The 16,713-nt window shown below is 51.8% G+C and carries 15 protein-coding genes; 7 read left to right on the top strand and 8 right to left on the bottom strand.

Features of this window, described 5'->3' with window-relative positions:
- The first annotated feature begins 50 nt into the window (after positions 1-50).
- The 4 genes from parC (at position 51) to AACU19_RS17245 (ending at position 7,096) form a co-directional block, all read left to right on the top strand.
- Positions 51-2,309 (top strand): DNA topoisomerase IV subunit A, encoded by a 2,259-nt coding sequence (parC, locus tag AACU19_RS17260; RefSeq protein WP_001281881.1) that lies wholly within the window; start codon positions 51-53, stop codon positions 2,307-2,309.
- A 233-nt stretch (positions 2,310-2,542) separates the two neighbouring features.
- A complete protein-coding gene (plsC, locus tag AACU19_RS17255) occupies positions 2,543-3,280 on the top strand; it encodes a 1-acylglycerol-3-phosphate O-acyltransferase (protein ID WP_000965712.1) in 738 nt (245 codons plus the stop codon).
- 74 nt (positions 3,281-3,354) lie between these two features.
- Entirely contained in the window at positions 3,355-4,767 is a 1,413-nt protein-coding gene (ftsP, locus tag AACU19_RS17250; RefSeq protein WP_000059405.1) for a cell division protein FtsP, read from the top strand.
- A 109-nt stretch (positions 4,768-4,876) separates the two neighbouring features.
- The gene (locus AACU19_RS17245) at positions 4,877-7,096 is read left to right on the top strand and encodes a YgiQ family radical SAM protein (protein WP_000095176.1); all 2,220 of its coding nucleotides are present in this window, start codon (positions 4,877-4,879) and stop codon (positions 7,094-7,096) included.
- 38 nt (positions 7,097-7,134) lie between these two features.
- On the opposite strand, the gene AACU19_RS17240 is transcribed toward AACU19_RS17245, so the two are convergent.
- The 5 genes from AACU19_RS17240 to yqhD form a co-directional block, all read right to left on the bottom strand.
- The gene (locus AACU19_RS17240; RefSeq protein ID WP_001037461.1) at positions 7,135-7,365 is read right to left on the bottom strand and encodes an LPP leucine zipper domain-containing protein; all 231 of its coding nucleotides are present in this window, start codon (positions 7,363-7,365) and stop codon (positions 7,135-7,137) included.
- A 17-nt stretch (positions 7,366-7,382) separates the two neighbouring features.
- Positions 7,383-7,640 (bottom strand): lipoprotein YqhH, encoded by a 258-nt coding sequence (yqhH, locus tag AACU19_RS17235; protein ID WP_000848528.1) that lies wholly within the window; start codon positions 7,638-7,640, stop codon positions 7,383-7,385.
- A gap of 49 nt (positions 7,641-7,689) precedes the next feature.
- Entirely contained in the window at positions 7,690-8,616 is a 927-nt protein-coding gene (locus AACU19_RS17230) for a YbjP/YqhG family protein (protein ID WP_105278336.1), read from the bottom strand.
- 199 nt (positions 8,617-8,815) lie between these two features.
- Positions 8,816-9,643 (bottom strand): 2,5-didehydrogluconate reductase DkgA, encoded by an 828-nt coding sequence (gene dkgA / locus AACU19_RS17225; protein ID WP_000013131.1) that lies wholly within the window; start codon positions 9,641-9,643, stop codon positions 8,816-8,818.
- Positions 9,644-9,747: 104 nt separating this feature from the next.
- Positions 9,748-10,911, bottom strand: coding sequence for an alcohol dehydrogenase (gene yqhD / locus AACU19_RS17220; protein ID WP_105278335.1), 1,164 nt, complete (start codon positions 10,909-10,911; stop codon positions 9,748-9,750).
- 193 nt (positions 10,912-11,104) lie between these two features.
- Here yqhD and yqhC point away from each other — a divergent pair, with 193 nt between their 5' ends.
- Entirely contained in the window at positions 11,105-12,004 is a 900-nt protein-coding gene (yqhC, locus tag AACU19_RS17215; protein WP_140423068.1) for a DNA-binding transcriptional regulator YqhC, read from the top strand.
- A 39-nt stretch (positions 12,005-12,043) separates the two neighbouring features.
- On the opposite strand, the gene yghB is transcribed toward yqhC, so the two are convergent.
- Positions 12,044-12,703 (bottom strand): DedA family general envelope maintenance protein YghB, encoded by a 660-nt coding sequence (gene yghB / locus AACU19_RS17210; protein WP_000268419.1) that lies wholly within the window; start codon positions 12,701-12,703, stop codon positions 12,044-12,046.
- A gap of 138 nt (positions 12,704-12,841) precedes the next feature.
- The gene (gene metC / locus AACU19_RS17205; RefSeq protein ID WP_105278334.1) at positions 12,842-14,029 is read right to left on the bottom strand and encodes a cystathionine beta-lyase; all 1,188 of its coding nucleotides are present in this window, start codon (positions 14,027-14,029) and stop codon (positions 12,842-12,844) included.
- A gap of 251 nt (positions 14,030-14,280) precedes the next feature.
- On the opposite strand from metC, the gene exbB reads away from it, so the two are divergent.
- Both exbB and exbD read left to right on the top strand, forming a co-directional pair.
- A complete protein-coding gene (gene exbB, locus AACU19_RS17200) occupies positions 14,281-15,015 on the top strand; it encodes a tol-pal system-associated acyl-CoA thioesterase (protein WP_000527851.1) in 735 nt (244 codons plus the stop codon).
- A gap of 6 nt (positions 15,016-15,021) precedes the next feature.
- Positions 15,022-15,447: a TonB system transport protein ExbD gene (gene exbD / locus AACU19_RS17195; RefSeq protein WP_001240714.1), complete on the top strand. Its 426-nt coding sequence runs from the start codon at positions 15,022-15,024 to the stop codon at positions 15,445-15,447.
- Between the two features lie 271 nt (positions 15,448-15,718).
- Here exbD and yghA read toward each other — a convergent pair whose 3' ends face one another.
- Positions 15,719-16,603: an NADP(+)-dependent aldehyde reductase gene (yghA, locus tag AACU19_RS17190; protein ID WP_105278333.1), complete on the bottom strand. Its 885-nt coding sequence runs from the start codon at positions 16,601-16,603 to the stop codon at positions 15,719-15,721.
- Positions 16,604-16,713: the final 110 nt, after the last annotated feature.

The raw sequence follows: 16,713 nt of genomic DNA, 5'->3' as shown, positions 1-16,713 counted from the left end.
GCAATATTGCCCCTTTGAAGGCTGGCGAATAAGTTGAGGAATCAGAATTAATGAGCGATATGGCAGAGCGCCTTGCGCTACATGAATTTACGGAAAACGCCTACTTAAATTACTCCATGTACGTAATCATGGACCGTGCGTTGCCGTTTATTGGTGATGGTCTGAAACCTGTTCAGCGCCGCATTGTGTATGCGATGTCTGAACTGGGACTAAATGCCAGCGCCAAATTTAAAAAATCGGCCCGTACCGTCGGTGACGTACTGGGTAAATACCATCCGCACGGTGATAGCGCCTGTTATGAAGCCATGGTCCTGATGGCACAGCCGTTCTCTTACCGTTATCCGCTGGTTGATGGTCAGGGGAACTGGGGCGCGCCGGACGATCCGAAATCGTTCGCAGCAATGCGTTACACCGAATCCCGGTTGTCGAAATATTCCGAGCTGCTATTGAGCGAGCTGGGGCAGGGGACGGCTGACTGGGTGCCAAACTTCGACGGCACTTTGCAGGAGCCGAAAATGCTGCCTGCCCGTCTGCCAAACATTTTGCTTAACGGCACCACCGGTATTGCCGTCGGTATGGCGACCGATATTCCACCGCATAACCTGCGTGAAGTGGCTCAGGCAGCAATCGCGTTAATCGACCAGCCGAAAACCACGCTCGACCAGCTGCTGGATATCGTGCAGGGGCCGGATTATCCGACTGAAGCGGAAATCATCACCTCGCGTGCCGAGATCCGTAAAATCTACGAAAATGGTCGCGGTTCTGTGCGTATGCGCGCGGTGTGGAAGAAAGAAGACGGTGCGGTGGTTATCAGCGCATTGCCGCATCAGGTTTCAGGTGCGCGTGTACTGGAGCAAATTGCTGCGCAAATGCGCAACAAAAAGCTGCCGATGGTTGACGATCTGCGCGATGAATCTGACCACGAGAATCCGACCCGTCTGGTGATTGTGCCGCGTTCCAACCGTGTGGATATGGATCAGGTGATGAACCACCTCTTCGCAACCACCGATCTGGAAAAGAGCTATCGTATTAACCTCAATATGATCGGTCTGGATGGGCGTCCGGCGGTGAAAAACCTGCTGGAAATCCTTTCCGAATGGCTGGTGTTCCGCCGCGATACCGTGCGCCGCCGACTGAACTATCGTCTGGAGAAAGTCCTCAAGCGCCTGCATATTCTGGAAGGTTTGCTGGTGGCGTTTCTCAATATCGACGAAGTGATTGAGATCATTCGCAATGAAGATGAACCGAAACCGGCGCTGATGTCGCGCTTTGGCCTCACGGAAACTCAGGCGGAAGCGATCCTCGAACTGAAACTGCGTCATCTCGCCAAACTGGAAGAGATGAAGATTCGCGGTGAGCAGAGTGAGCTGGAAAAAGAGCGCGACCAGTTGCAAGGCATTCTGGCGTCCGAGCGTAAAATGAATAACCTGCTGAAGAAAGAACTGCAGGCAGACGCGCAAGCTTATGGTGACGATCGTCGTTCGCCGTTGCAGGAACGCGAAGAAGCGAAAGCGATGAGCGAGCACGACATGTTGCCGTCTGAACCTGTCACCATTGTGCTGTCGCAGATGGGCTGGGTACGCAGCGCTAAAGGCCATGACATCGACGCGCCGGGCCTGAATTATAAAGCGGGTGATAGTTTCAAAGCAGCGGTGAAAGGTAAGAGCAACCAACCGGTAGTGTTTGTTGACTCCACCGGTCGTAGCTATGCTATCGACCCGATTACGCTGCCGTCGGCACGTGGTCAGGGCGAGCCGCTCACCGGCAAATTGACGTTGCCGCCTGGGGCGACCGTTGACCATATGCTGATGGAAAGCGACGATCAGAAACTGTTGATGGCTTCCGATGCGGGTTACGGTTTCGTCTGCACCTTTAACGATCTGGTGGCGCGTAACCGTGCAGGTAAGGCCTTAATCACTTTACCGGAAAATGCCCATGTTATGCCGCCTGTGGTGATTGAGGACGCTTCTGATATGCTGCTGGCAATCACTCAGGCAGGCCGTATGTTGATGTTCCCGGTAAGCGATCTGCCGCAGCTGTCGAAGGGCAAAGGCAACAAGATTATCAACATTCCATCGGCAGAAGCCGCGCGTGGAGAAGATGGTCTGGCGCAACTGTACGTTCTGCCGCCGCAAAGCACGCTGACCATTCATGTTGGGAAACGCAAAATTAAACTGCGTCCGGAAGAGCTACAGAAAGTCACTGGCGAACGTGGACGCCGCGGTACGTTGATGCGCGGTTTGCAGCGTATCGATCGTGTCGAGATCGACTCTCCTCGCCGCGCCAGCAGCGGCGATAGCGAAGAGTAGTATGCCGGGGAGGGTATTGCTTCCTCCCGCTTGCAAGGAACGCCGGATGAAACGTTAAGTCGTCATCCGGCAGCATATTCCACCCCCGGAAACGATAAAAATTCCCTTGAAACCGTTGTTTATTCATGCGTTGCGATTAACAATACGCTTTTCCAGAGAGCGGCTTTTAACAATGCCCTAACCTGATTTCAGGTGACGTACAATGCCAGTCTCTCAGACCTTCAGAGGGTGTTATGCTATATATCTTTCGTCTTATTATTACCGTGATTTACAGCATCTTAGTCTGTGTATTCGGCTCCATTTACTGCCTTTTCAGCCCGCGTAACCCGAAACATGTAGCCACCTTTGGGCATATGTTTGGTCGTCTTGCGCCGCTGTTCGGCCTGAAAGTTGAGTGTCGCAAACCTGCAGATGCTGAAAGCTACGGCAATGCTATTTATATTGCTAACCACCAGAACAACTATGACATGGTGACAGCATCGAACATCGTGCAACCGCCGACGGTGACGGTAGGTAAAAAGAGTTTGCTGTGGATCCCCTTCTTTGGTCAGTTGTACTGGCTAACCGGCAACTTATTGATCGACAGAAATAACCGCACTAAAGCTCACGGCACCATTGCAGAAGTAGTGAATCACTTCAAAAAACGCCGTATTTCCATCTGGATGTTCCCGGAAGGTACCCGCAGCCGTGGTCGCGGCCTGCTGCCGTTCAAGACCGGAGCATTTCACGCGGCAATTGCGGCAGGCGTCCCGATTATTCCCGTGTGCGTCTCTACAACTTCGAATAAGATTAATCTTAATCGGCTACACAACGGTCTGGTGATTGTCGAAATGCTGCCGCCAATTGACGTCAGTCAGTATGGCAAAGATCAGGTTCGCGAGTTGGCTGCCCATTGTCGTTCGATAATGGAACAAAAAATCGCTGAGCTCGATAAAGAAGTCGCAGAGCGCGAAGCCGCCGGAAAAGTTTAAGTCGGCAATCTGTATTTTTGCGGGGAACACTTTCCTGCACGGTATTACTTTAGCCAGTTTTACATGGAGCAAATATGTCACTCAGTCGGCGTCAGTTCATTCAGGCATCGGGGATTGCACTTTGTGCAGGCGCTGTTCCCCTGAAGGCCAGCGCAGCCGGGCAACAGCAACCGCTACCCGTTCCGCCGCTGCTTGAATCTCGCCGTGGGCAACCGCTGTTTATGACTGTACAACGTGCGCACTGGTCATTTACGCCAGGGACACGCGCATCGGTCTGGGGAATCAATGGTCGTTACCTGGGGCCGACTATCCGCGTCTGGAAGGGCGATGATGTTAAGCTGATCTACAGTAACCGCCTGACAGAAAATGTCTCAATGACGGTGTCTGGTTTACAGGTGCCTGGCCCGCTGATGGGCGGTCCGGCACGGATGATGTCGCCAAACGCTGACTGGGCACCCGTATTACCCATTCGCCAGAACGCAGCGACATTGTGGTATCACGCTAATACCCCCAATCGCACGGCTCAGCAGGTCTATAATGGCCTTGCCGGAATGTGGCTGGTGGAAGATGAAGTCAGCAAGTCGCTGCCTATCCCCAACCATTATGGTGTGGATGATTTTCCGGTCATTATCCAGGATAAACGGCTGGATAACTTTGGTACGCCAGAATACAACGAACCGGGAAGCGGCGGCTTTGTTGGAGATACGCTGCTGGTCAACGGTGTACAAAGCCCGTACGTTGAAGTCTCGCGTGGCTGGGTGCGCTTGCGTCTGTTGAACGCGTCGAACTCTCGTCGCTATCAACTACAGATGAGCGATGGTCGCCCGTTACATGTGATTTCTGGCGATCAGGGATTCTTGCCTGCTCCTGTATCGGTGAAGCAACTTTCGCTGGCACCGGGCGAGCGCCGCGAGATTCTGGTGGATATGAGCAACGGTGATGAAGTGTCGATCACCTGTGGCGAAGCGGCGAGCATTGTTGATCGTATTCGTGGCTTCTTTGAGCCATCCAGCATTCTGGTTTCTACGCTGGTGCTCACGTTGCGCCCGACCGGGCTACTGCCGCTGGTTACTGACAGCCTGCCGATGCGCCTGCTGCCAACTGAAATTATGGCCGGTTCGCCGATTCGCAGTCGCGATATCAGTCTGGGTGATGACCCGGGTATCAATGGGCAGCTGTGGGACGTCAACCGTATTGATGTCACCGCGCAGCAAGGAACGTGGGAACGCTGGACGGTACGCGCGGACGAGCCGCAAGCGTTCCATATTGAAGGCGTGATGTTCCAGATCCGTAACGTGAATGGCGCGATGCCGTTCCCGGAAGACAGAGGCTGGAAAGATACCGTTTGGGTTGACGGACAAGTGGAGCTGCTTGTTTATTTCGGTCAGCCTTCCTGGGCGCACTTCCCGTTCTACTTCAACAGTCAGACGCTGGAAATGGCGGACCGTGGCTCGATTGGGCAACTGTTGGTCAATCCGGTACCGTAATCGCCATATTCGCCCGAGAGGGCGAGTATGGAATACTTTTCGATTTCTCTTTCGTTCCGGCTTATAATCCCCGGCCTTTGATTATTTTTTTACCATTTCTGGAAGCAAAATGAGCTCTATCTCCCTGATCCAACCGGATCGCGACCTGTTCTCCTGGCCGCAGTACTGGGCCGCCTGTTTTGGACCGGCACCGTTTTTGCCGATGTCTCGTGAAGAGATGGATCAACTTGGCTGGGATAGCTGCGACATCATTTTGGTTACTGGCGACGCGTATGTCGATCACCCAAGCTTCGGGATGGCGATTTGCGGTCGTATGCTGGAAGCGCAGGGCTTCCGTGTCGGGATCATCGCCCAGCCAGACTGGAGCAGCAAAGACGACTTTATGCGTCTGGGTAAACCGAATCTGTTTTTCGGTGTTACTGCTGGCAACATGGACTCGATGATCAACCGCTATACTGCCGATCGCCGTTTACGTCATGACGATGCCTACACGCCGGATAACGTTGCGGGTAAGCGCCCGGATCGCGCCACACTGGTTTACACCCAACGTTGTAAAGAGGCGTGGAAAGATGTGCCGGTGATCCTCGGCGGTATTGAGGCTAGTTTGCGTCGTACCGCGCATTATGATTACTGGTCTGATACCGTGCGCCGTTCCGTGCTGGTGGATTCCAAAGCCGACATGCTGATGTTCGGTAACGGTGAGCGTCCGCTGGTGGAAGTGGCGCATCGTCTGGCGATGGGTGAGCCGATTAGTGAAATCCGCGATGTGCGTAATACTGCGATTATCGTAAAAGAGGCGTTGCCAGGCTGGAGCGGCGTGGATTCCACCCGTCTCGATACCCCAGGGAAAATCGACCCGATCCCGCATCCGTATGGCGAAGATCTGCCGTGCGCGGATAACAAACCTGTTGCGCCGAAAAAGCAGGAAGCGAAAGCCGTAACCGTGCAGCCGCCGCGCCCGAAACCGTGGGAAAAAACCTACGTATTGCTGCCTTCTTTCGAGAAAGTGAAGGGCGATAAAGTGCTGTACGCCCATGCTTCGCGCATTCTGCACCACGAAACCAACCCTGGCTGCGCCCGCGCATTGATGCAAAAACACGGCGACCGCTATGTGTGGATCAACCCGCCTGCTATCCCGCTTTCTACCGAAGAGATGGACAGCGTTTTTGCGCTGCCGTACAAGCGCGTGCCGCATCCGGCCTATGGCAATGCCCGTATTCCGGCTTACGAAATGATCCGTTTCTCGGTCAACATTATGCGTGGCTGCTTTGGCGGCTGCTCTTTCTGCTCTATTACCGAGCACGAAGGGCGCATTATTCAGAGCCGTTCGGAAGATTCGATCATTAATGAGATCGAAGCGATCCGCGACACCGTTCCAGGTTTTACGGGCGTAATTTCCGATCTCGGTGGGCCAACTGCCAACATGTATATGTTGCGCTGCAAATCGCCACGCGCTGAGCAAACCTGCCGTCGTTTGTCGTGCGTTTATCCGGATATTTGTCCGCACATGGACACTAACCACGAACCGACGATCAACCTCTATCGCCGTGCGCGTGATCTGAAAGGCATTAAAAAAATCCTCATCGCCTCAGGCGTACGTTATGACATCGCCGTGGAAGATCCGCGCTATATCAAAGAGTTGGCGACCCATCACGTCGGCGGTTATCTGAAGATTGCTCCGGAACATACCGAAGAAGGGCCGTTGTCGAAGATGATGAAGCCGGGCATGGGCAGCTATGACCGCTTTAAAGAGCTGTTCGATACTTACTCGAAACAGGCAGGTAAAGAGCAGTATCTGATCCCCTATTTCATCTCCGCGCACCCCGGTACGCGTGATGAAGATATGGTGAATCTGGCGCTGTGGCTGAAAAAGCATCGCTTCCGTCTCGATCAGGTACAGAACTTCTACCCGTCGCCGTTGGCTAACTCAACCACCATGTATTACACCGGGAAAAACCCGCTGGCGAAGATCGGTTATAAGAGTGAAGACGTCTTCGTGCCGAAGGGTGACAAGCAGCGTCGTTTGCATAAAGCGTTGCTGCGTTACCACGATCCGGCAAACTGGCCGTTAATCCGTCAGGCGCTGGAAGCGATGGGTAAAAAGCATCTGATTGGCAGCCGTCGTGATTGCTTAGTGCCTGCGCCAACCATTGAAGAGATGCGCGAAGCCCGCCGTCAGAACCGCAATACCCGTCCGGCGTTGACTAAACATACGCCGATGGCGACCCTGCGTCAGACACCTGCTACGGCAAAAAAAGCGTCGTCTACGCCATCTCGCCCGGTGAATGCTGGCGCGAAGAAACGCCCTAAAGCGGTGGCAGGTCGTTAAGTGAAATGTGCCCGGCAGCAATGATGCTGCCGGGAAATTTATAACCTTGGTTTATAAGGACTGTTACGAACGTCTAAGCGGTAATGCGCTCTTGCTGTTTCGTCTTTAACTTGCTGAATTTCCGGACGCAGGGCGTCAATATCCTGTTGCAGTTGATTAATTTTGTTATTCAATGCCTGAATATCATGTTCCAGGTGTTCAATTTTGGCATTGCTGGTACAGCCAGCAAGACACAGCGCCAGCGGAATGGATAAGATAAGTTTGTTCATTATGAATTCCAGAACCGTCATTCCGCATACATACGTAAGCAGCGCAGGCAATCGAAATAGTCCTGGGCGTCAAGGCGCGTATTGGCTCTGTTAGCTTCGGATTTTGCCGCATAGATTTGCGGGCGTAATGCTTTCATATCCTGCTCAAGTCGGGCAATTTTGGCATTTAACGTCTGTACGTTGCTCGCCAGCTGATTGACCTTTTGCTCATTGACGCAGCCGCTGAGCAAGCAGGTTGCCAGAACAACAGCCCCCACGGTGAAAATCGTTTTCATATAGTATTCCCTTTTATTTATTGTTCCGACTAATTGTTATTTAATTCAGCTATTGCTTTAATCTGGCGGCGGTTTTTGCCTCAATTTGCTTAAGTAGGCTGCCGCTGTTCGGGCGGATAAAATCAGCGATTTCCCACTTACCTTCGCGCCGCTGTAAAACCAGTTCTTGCTCTTCGTTGTTGCCATTGGTCAGCGTAAAACGAACATGAATGCGGGCGGAATCGGTGGTTTTCTCCAGGACACGGATTTCATCAACGCGTGAAAATAGCGACTCTTCGCCAAAACAGATCGGATTGTCGTAAATAAATTGCCGTTCTATTTGCATATCTTCATCGGGATTGTTGGCAGTCTTGAAGGTGGTTTTATAGAAGGCATTGACCGCCTGGCGGTAAGAGTCGGAAACCACCCACGTCCACGGCCAGCTATAATCAGCAATATGTTCAAAGAGTTCGGCAACAAAGGCTTCCGGCTGTTCTTTTTGCAACGAAGCTATAGCTACCAGCTTTTTTTCATTCTCGCTATTAACTGCTTGTAAGACGCTGCCATGATTGCTGACAATATCGTCAATGACCCAACGACCATTTTCCGCCACCATTTTCAGTGTCTGCGTGGTCTTTTCTTTATCGTCTTTAAAGATACGAAAGCGCACAACGGCATCGGCATGATCGGCGTCAGGTTGGGTTATCGCTACGCTTTCTAACACCAGATCGCCAAAATCCTGACAATCACAAACTGGATCATAATCCAGCCAGCCAATATTGCCCGGCAGCGTAAGATTGTCGTTCAAGGTAAGCGCCTGTTGAATACGCGAAGATGTTATCGCTCGCTCTCCGGTTTCACCGAAATAAGGCGTACTGGCATCTGATTTATAGTTCTGATAAATCTGCCGGACTGTTTGTTCTACGGTCTGTGAGGGAGGCTGTGCGTGTACGGTAAAACTTGCCAGGGCTGCTAAAAACAGAAGTATTATTTTCATCTGTTTTTCACCTCTCCGTTGCGTTCATCCCGGATGTAAATGAGTTGTTCCTTTAAGAGCTTCCGGCTCTGCATGATGATGCCCTTATATTTGGCGTTCCTGAACAAGGAAGAGTAACAATGGGCGTGACGCGAGGGGAATAAATGATTTCTGAAAAGTCCGGTAGCGGAACATTACCGCCACCGGAAGAATTTGCGCGTTAGCCGCCGAACTGGTCGGGATCGGGGCCGAGGCGTTTGCCCTGGTCGAGTTTGGCAATTTCACCTAGCTCGTCTTTGTCGAGACGGAAATCCCAGACATCAAAGTTTTCGGCAATACGTGAAGGTGTGACCGATTTCGGGATCACCACCAGGCCGTTATCCAGATGCCAGCGGATAACAATCTGCGCCGGGGTTTTGCCGTATTTATCTGCCAGATCGCGAATGACTTTCTGATCGAAAACGCCTTTCCCACCTTGCGCTAATGGGCTCCAGGATTCGGTCTGGATTTTGTGTGTCGCGTTCCAGGCGTGAAGCTGGCGTTGCTGCATCAGCGGGTGGAGTTCAATCTGGTTTATCACCGGCGTCACGCCAGTTTCATCAATCAGGCGTTGCAGGTGATGGATCTGGAAGTTGCACACGCCGATGCTTTTGATTAAGCCCTCTTTTTGCAATTCGATCATGCCCTTCCATGCTTCGACATAGTGGTCGATAGCAGGAACGGGCCAGTGCATTAAGTAAAGGTCGACATAATCAAGCTGGAGTTTTTTCAGGCTGTCGAGCAGGGCTTCGCGGGGGCGCTTGTGGTCGTCGTTCCAAAGTTTAGTGGTGATGAACAGTTCTTCTCTGTTAACTGAGGCATTTTTCAGGGCTTTGCCGACACCTTCTTCGTTCTTATAGGCCGCGGCGGTATCAATCGAGCGATAACCCACGTCTAACGCTTTTTGAATGGCGGTGATTACTTCCTCATTACTTGCTTGCCAGACGCCCAGTCCCAACTGGGGCATGACATTGCCATCCTGTAGCTTAATAACGGTTGGATTAGCCATACGTTCCTCCTTTATATGAACTCACCGGAGCTGGCTCCGGTGAGGTGTTGTGAACTTAAGTCTGGACGAAATGCCCGAAAACGAAAGTTTGAGGCGTAAAAAGCTTAGCGGGCGGCTTCGTATATGCGGCGGCTGACATCCAGCGTAATGTCATGATTTTCGCCCAGTTGGGTCATACCGTGCTCTTCCAGTTTTTTCAACAAAGCCGGGATGGAGCTGCCGTCCAGACCGTAGTCGGAGAGGTGGGTCGGCACGCCTAATTGCTCAAAGAAATTGCGGGTTGCGGCAATCGCGGCGTCAATACACTCATCGTCAGAACCTTCTGTGATGTTCCAGACGCGTTCAGCATATTGCAGCAGTTTAGCGCGTTTAGTGTCGCGTTTCTCATTCCACAGTGCAGGCAGGACGATAGCCAGCGTTTGCGCGTGATCCAGACCGTGCATCGCAGTCAGTTCGTGGCCCAGCATATGCGTTGCCCAATCCTGGGGTACACCTGCGCCAATTAAACCGTTCAGCGCCTGAGTCGCCGCCCACATAACGTTGGCGCGTACATCGTAGTTTTCTGGCTCTTTCAGGGCTTTCGGACCATCTTCGATCAGCGTCAACAAAATGCCTTCTGCGAAACGGTCCTGAATTTTGGCATCAACCGGTTTGGTAACATACTGTTCCACGGTGTGCACAAAGGCATCCACTACACCGTTAGCCACCTGACGCGGCGGCAGAGTGTAGGTATAAACCGGATCGAGCACGGCAAATACCGGCTGAACATGGGCAGAATGGAACGCCTGCTTGTCGCCTGTAGTTTTACGGGAGATGACCGCACCTGCGTTGGATTCTGAACCGGTCGCTGGCAGCGTCAGCACACAGCCCATCGGGATAGCGCTTTTAATCTCTTTACCGCCCGTTTGCAGAATGTGCCACGGATCGATATTTTCTGGATAGTTAGCCGCCGCAGCGATAAATTTGGTGCCGTCCAGTACAGAACCGCCGCCAACCGCCAGCAGGAAGGTTACTTTCTGTTCGCGAACCAGTTTCACGGCATTCATCAGCGTTTCATAAGCCGGGTTTGGCTCAATACCGCCAAATTCCAGCACGTCCATGCCTTTCAGGGCATCCAGAACTTGATCGAGAACGCCGGTTTTTTTCACGCTGCCGCCGCCGTAGGTAATCAATACGCGTGCATCGTGAGGAATTTGTTCGCGTAAACCAGCGATTGCGCCTTTACCAAAAAGAATGCGGGTTGGGGTGTGCAGATTAAAGTTGTTCATTACTTGCTCCCTTTGCTGGGTCAATATGAGGGCAGAGATCGGTCTGCCTGATGTATTTCATTGTGGTCGCCAGCGCCGTACCTCTCAATGCTCATTTCTGCCAATGTCTTGCCTATTTCTCCAGAGTGCTGGAGAAATGCTACAAAATTGCGCACAATCAAATTGCCGCATTATTCCTAAGAAATTACGCGATATGAAACGTGAAGAGATTTGCCGCTTGCTGGCGGGTAAAGTTAATAAACTGAAAAATAAAGAAAATAGTTTGTCAGAGCTATTGCCCGATGTGCGTTTGTTGTATGGCGAGACGCCTTTCGCACGTACGCCGGTGATGTACGAGCCTGGCATCATAATTCTCTTTTCTGGGCATAAAATCGGTTATATCAATGAACGCGTGTTTCGTTATGATGCCAATGAATATCTGCTGCTGACGGTGCCGTTGCCGTTTGAGTGCGAAACTTATGCCACGTCAGAGGTACCGCTGGCAGGGGTGCGTCTCAATGTCGATGTTTTGCAGTTACAAGAGCTGTTGATGGACATTGGCGAAGATGAGCATTTTCGTCCGTCGATGGCAGCCAGCGGGATTAACTCTGCCACGTTATCAGAAGAGATTTTATGTGCGGCGGAGCGGTTACTCGACGTGATGGAGCGACCGCTGGATGCGCGTATTCTCGGCAAACAGATTATCCGCGAAATTCTGTACTACGTGCTGACCGGACCTTGCGGTGGCGCGTTACTGGCGCTGGTCAGCCGTCAGACCCACTTCAGCCTGATTAGTCGTGTGCTGAAACGAATTGAGAATAAATACACCGAAAACCTGAGCGTCGAGCAACTGGCGGCAGAAGCCAACATGAGCGTATCGGCGTTCCACCATAATTTTAAGTCTGTCACCAGCACCTCGCCGTTGCAGTATTTGAAGAATTACCGTCTGCATAAGGCGCGGATGATGATTATCCACGACGGCATGAAGGCCAGTGCAGCAGCGATGCGCGTCGGCTACGAAAGCGCGTCGCAATTTAGCCGTGAGTTTAAACGTTACTTTGGTGTGACACCGGGGGAGGATGCGGCAAGAATGCGGGCGATGCAGGGGAGTTAAATGCGTTCCCGGTACCGCAACCGGGAACGGGGGAAATTGTCAGGCGTTACAGTATTTCTTTTTAATCACCACAAACAGCGTGCCTAACAAGCCTGCAGTTAACAAGGCAATCGGCAGGATCATCAGGAATGTCATTACCTGATCTTCATGCCGTTTAACGAACGGAATCATGCTTAAGGCATAGCCGAAACTGGTTACTACGCTGACCCACAGCAATCCGCTTAGCCAGTTGAAAAACTGGAAGCGGCGGTTTGGCAGACCGGAAATACCCGCCATGGTTGGCAACAGCGTACGGACAAATGCGAGAAAACGTCCAGCCAGCAGCGCCAGCAGACCGTGACGGTCAAACATACAGGTAGCACGCTGGTGATATTTGGCAGGAAGCTGTGCCAGCCAGCCTTTCACCGTTTTAGTATTCCCTAACCAGCGCCCCTGAATATAACTTAACCAGCAGCCCAAACTTGCTGCGGCGGTCAGAATCGCAATCGTTGGCAGAAAATCCATAACCCCCTGGGCAATCAATGCGCCTGCCAGTATCAACAAGCTGTCGCCTGGCAAAAATGAGGCGGGCAGCAGGCCGTTTTCTAAAAACAGCGTGGCAAACATGACAAAGTAAACAACGCTAACAATATGAGGATCCGCCAGCGCGGCAAAGTCGTGTTGCCAGAGCGCAGCGATGATATCTTGAATAACAGCCATGGACTTTCCTGTGGAACAGCGTTTAAGCCTTTATCTGCCTATTGTACTCCTGAATCACCCGGGACGCCTTGATCCCGGACGCAACAATTTAAGACTTTTCACAATTAAATGTCTGCAAATTTGTCCAAACTGGCAACATTACACAATTCGCGCAAAACCGGCGTCCAGATCGGCAATCAAATCATCGACATCTTCCAGACCAATATGCAGGCGAATCAAGGTCCCGCTAAAATCGATCTCGCCTTGCGGGCGAATGGCGGCGATATGTTCTGGTTGATTTGCCAGGATCAACGATTCATACCCGCCCCACGAGTAGGCCATGCTGAATAAACTGAAGTTATCCAGATAGTTCGCCAGTTCTTCATCATTGAGTTTTTTCTTAAGCACAAAGGAAAATAGCCCGCTGCTACCTGTAAAGTCTCGTTGCCAGAATTCGTGACCTTTACTGCCAGGCAGAGCAGGGTGGTTAACTCGCGCTACTTGCGGATGTTCCGCCAGCCATTCAGCTACTTTCAGGCTACTTTCGTGATGTTGACGCAGGCGAACACCCAAAGTGCGCAGGCCACGGCTGGTTATATAGGCGGTATCGGCATCGACCATCTGCCCCATCAGATAGGCATTCTCCCGTAGCTGCTCCCAGCAACGGGCATTGCATACGGCAGTACCAATCATCGCATCTGAATGCCCAACCAGATATTTGGTAGCGGCCTGAATGGAAACATCGATGCCAAAATCCAGCGCCTTAAACAGCACACCGGCCGCCCAGGTGTTATCGATCATAATGATGGCATCCGGCACCACACTGCGCACGGCGGCAACAATCGTCGGAACGTCGTGGACTTCCATGGTGATGGAGCCCGGCGATTCCAGAAATACAATTTTAGTGTTTGGCTGCAGATGTTTAACAATATTCGCGCCAATCAGCGGATCAAACCACGATGTCGTTACGCCCAGTTTGCTGAGGATTTTGCTACAGAAATCCTGACTCGGTTCATAGGCGGTGTTGGTCATCAACACATGATCGCCCTGTTCGACAAAAGCAAGAATGGAATTAGCAACCGCCGCCGCCCCGCAGGGGAACAGCACGCAGCCTGCGCCACCTTCCAGTTCGCACATCGCTTCTTGTAAGGAGAAATGGGTTAACGTTCCACGCCGTCCATAAAACAACTCGCCATTGGCGCGATTGCGTGTCGCGTGTTTTTTGGCTTCCACACTGTCAAAGACCAGCGAAGAAGCGCGCTGAATCACGCTATTTACCGCGCCGAGAGTGTATTTTTTGCTGCGTCCTGCGTTCACCAGTTGAGTATCAAGCTTTTTGTCCGCCATGTCGGGATTCCTGTTTTTATACGTCTGGATGTCTAAACTAGCATGAATATTCGCGGGCGCATCCTGAAGAATTGGCATAAAGCAGAAAATTTTTGCAAATGGCGTGCTGGTGACTTTTTTACTGCGTAAACGCAAGGAAAAGAAAGCAAAGGTACGGCAGTATGCAAATAGTAATGAGAACGACTATCAATTCGACGCCGTTTTGATATTATTATGCGCAGATTTTGTGACTTGCGTCCTGGAGATACACAGTGGGTAATAATTTAATGCAGACGGACCTTTCCGTCTGGGGTATGTATCAGCACGCCGATATTGTCGTTAAGTGCGTGATGATTGGGCTTATTTTGGCCTCCGTAGTCACCTGGGCAATCTTCTTCAGTAAGAGCGTTGAGTTCTTCAATCAGAAGCGTCGCCTGAAACGCGAACAGCAACTGCTGGCCCAAGCGCGTTCCTTGAACCAGGCCAACGATATCGCCGCTGATTTTGGTAGCAAAAGCTTAAGCCTGCATTTGCTCAATGAAGCGCAGGATGAGCTGGAACTGTCAGAAGGCAGCGACGATAACGAAGGTATTAAAGAACGTACCAGCTTCCGTCTGGAGCGTCGGGTCGCCGCCGTGGGGCGTCAAATGGGCCGCGGTAACGGCTACCTTGCAACCATCGGCGCGATTTCGCCGTTTGTGGGCCTCTTTGGTACGGTCTGGGGCATCATGAACAGCTTTATCGGTATTGCGCAAACGCAGACCACTAATCTGGCTGTCGTTGCGCCGGGTATCGCAGAAGCTCTGTTAGCAACGGCAATCGGCCTCGTGGCAGCGATTCCGGCGGTCGTTATCTATAACGTATTTGCACGTCAGATTGGCGGCTTTAAAGCGATGCTGGGTGATGTCGCAGCGCAGGTATTATTGCTGCAAAGTCGTGACCTGGATCTGGAAGCCAGCGCCGCTGCGCATCCGGTTCGTGTCGCCCAAAAATTACGCGCAGGATAATGTTCGATGGCAATGCATCTTAACGAAAACCTCGACGATAACGGCGAAATGCATGATATCAACGTGACGCCGTTTATCGACGTGATGTTGGTTCTGCTGATTATCTTTATGGTGGCAGCGCCGTTAGCGACGGTAGATGTGAAGGTGAATTTGCCTGCTTCTACCAGCACGCCGCAGCCTCGTCCGGAAAAACCGGTTTATCTGTCGGTGAAGGCGGACAACTCGATGTTTATCGGTAACGATCCGGTCACCGATGAAACAATGGTTACAGCGCTGAATGCGTTAACCGAAGGTAAGAAAGATACCACTATCTTCTTCCGTGCGGATAAAACTGTCGATTACGAGACGTTGATGAAGGTAATGGATACGCTGCATCAGGCGGGTTACCTGAAGATAGGTCTGGTCGGCGAAGAAACTGCCAAAGCGAAGTAAAGACAATTGCCTGATGCGCTACGCTTATCAGGCCTACAAAATATATTGCAACATATTGAATTTGCATGAATTTGTAGGCCGGATAAGGCGTTCACGCCGCATCCGGCATTCGGTGCTCAATGCCTGATGCGCTACGCTTTTCAGGCCTACAAAATATATTGCAACATATTGAATTTGCATGACATGTAGGCCGGATAAGGCGTTTAGACCGCATCCGGCAAGAGTTAAATGCATAATGATGCCCGGTTGCTTTTCGCAACCGGGCATTTTTTTAGCCTAAATGCTCGCCGCCGCACACGCCGTGCACTTCTGCAGTGACATAGCTCGACTCCTGACTTGCCAGATAAACATACACTGGGGCCAGCTCCGCCGGTTGTCCTGCACGTTTCATTGGTGTTTGCTGACCAAACTGCGGGATCTTATCCTGCGTCTGTCCACCGGAAATTTGCAGTGCCGTCCAGATAGGGCCTGGTGCAACAATATTCACCCGAATACCTTTCTCCGCGACCTGCTTCGCCAGACCACGGCTGTAGTTCAGAATCGCCGCCTTTGTAGCCGCATAGTCCAGCAAATGTGGGCTTGGCTGGTACGCCTGGATTGACGAAGTGGTGATGATACTGGCACCTTTCGGTAGCAGGGGGATCGCTTCCTGGGTGAGCCAGAACAGTGCGAAAACGTTAATGGCAAACGTCTTTTGAAACTGTTCGCTGGTGAGGTCTGCAATATCAGGAATAGCAACCTGTTTCCCGGCGACCTGCGCCATAATATCCAGCCCGCCTAACGCCTTATGCGCTTCGTGAACCAGCGAACGGGCAAACTTCTCATCGCTTAAATCGCCAGGCAGCAGGACGGCTTTGCGTCCGCATTCTTCAATGATTTTTTTCACATCCTGAGCGTCTTCTTCTTCCACGGGAAGATAACTGATCGCTACGTCAGCGCCTTCACGCGCGTAAGCGATGGCGGCAGCACGACCGATTCCGGAATCGCCCCCTGTCACCAGTGCTTTACGATCTTTCAGGCGACCGCTACCAACATAGGTTTTCTCGCCGCAATCCGGCACTGGAGTCATCTTCGCCTGGATGCCTGGCGTCGGTTGTTTCTGTTTGGGATATTCACCAGTGTAATACTGCGTGGTCGGGTCTTTTAAATGAGACATTGTTTTTCTCCCTTCAGGTTCAACGTCCTTTAAGGGTAGACGCTCTCGATGCGTTGATAAGGGAACCAGGAAGATCCCTAAACCTCGGATTTATGCGACAAAGGTTTAAC

The organism is Escherichia sp. MOD1-EC4550 (assembly GCF_963876935.1).
In the GTDB taxonomy this organism is placed as follows: domain Bacteria; phylum Pseudomonadota; class Gammaproteobacteria; order Enterobacterales; family Enterobacteriaceae; genus Escherichia; species Escherichia coli_F.
Note: the sequence above shows the minus strand (reverse complement) of the source record. Positions and strands in the feature narration are given on the sequence as shown.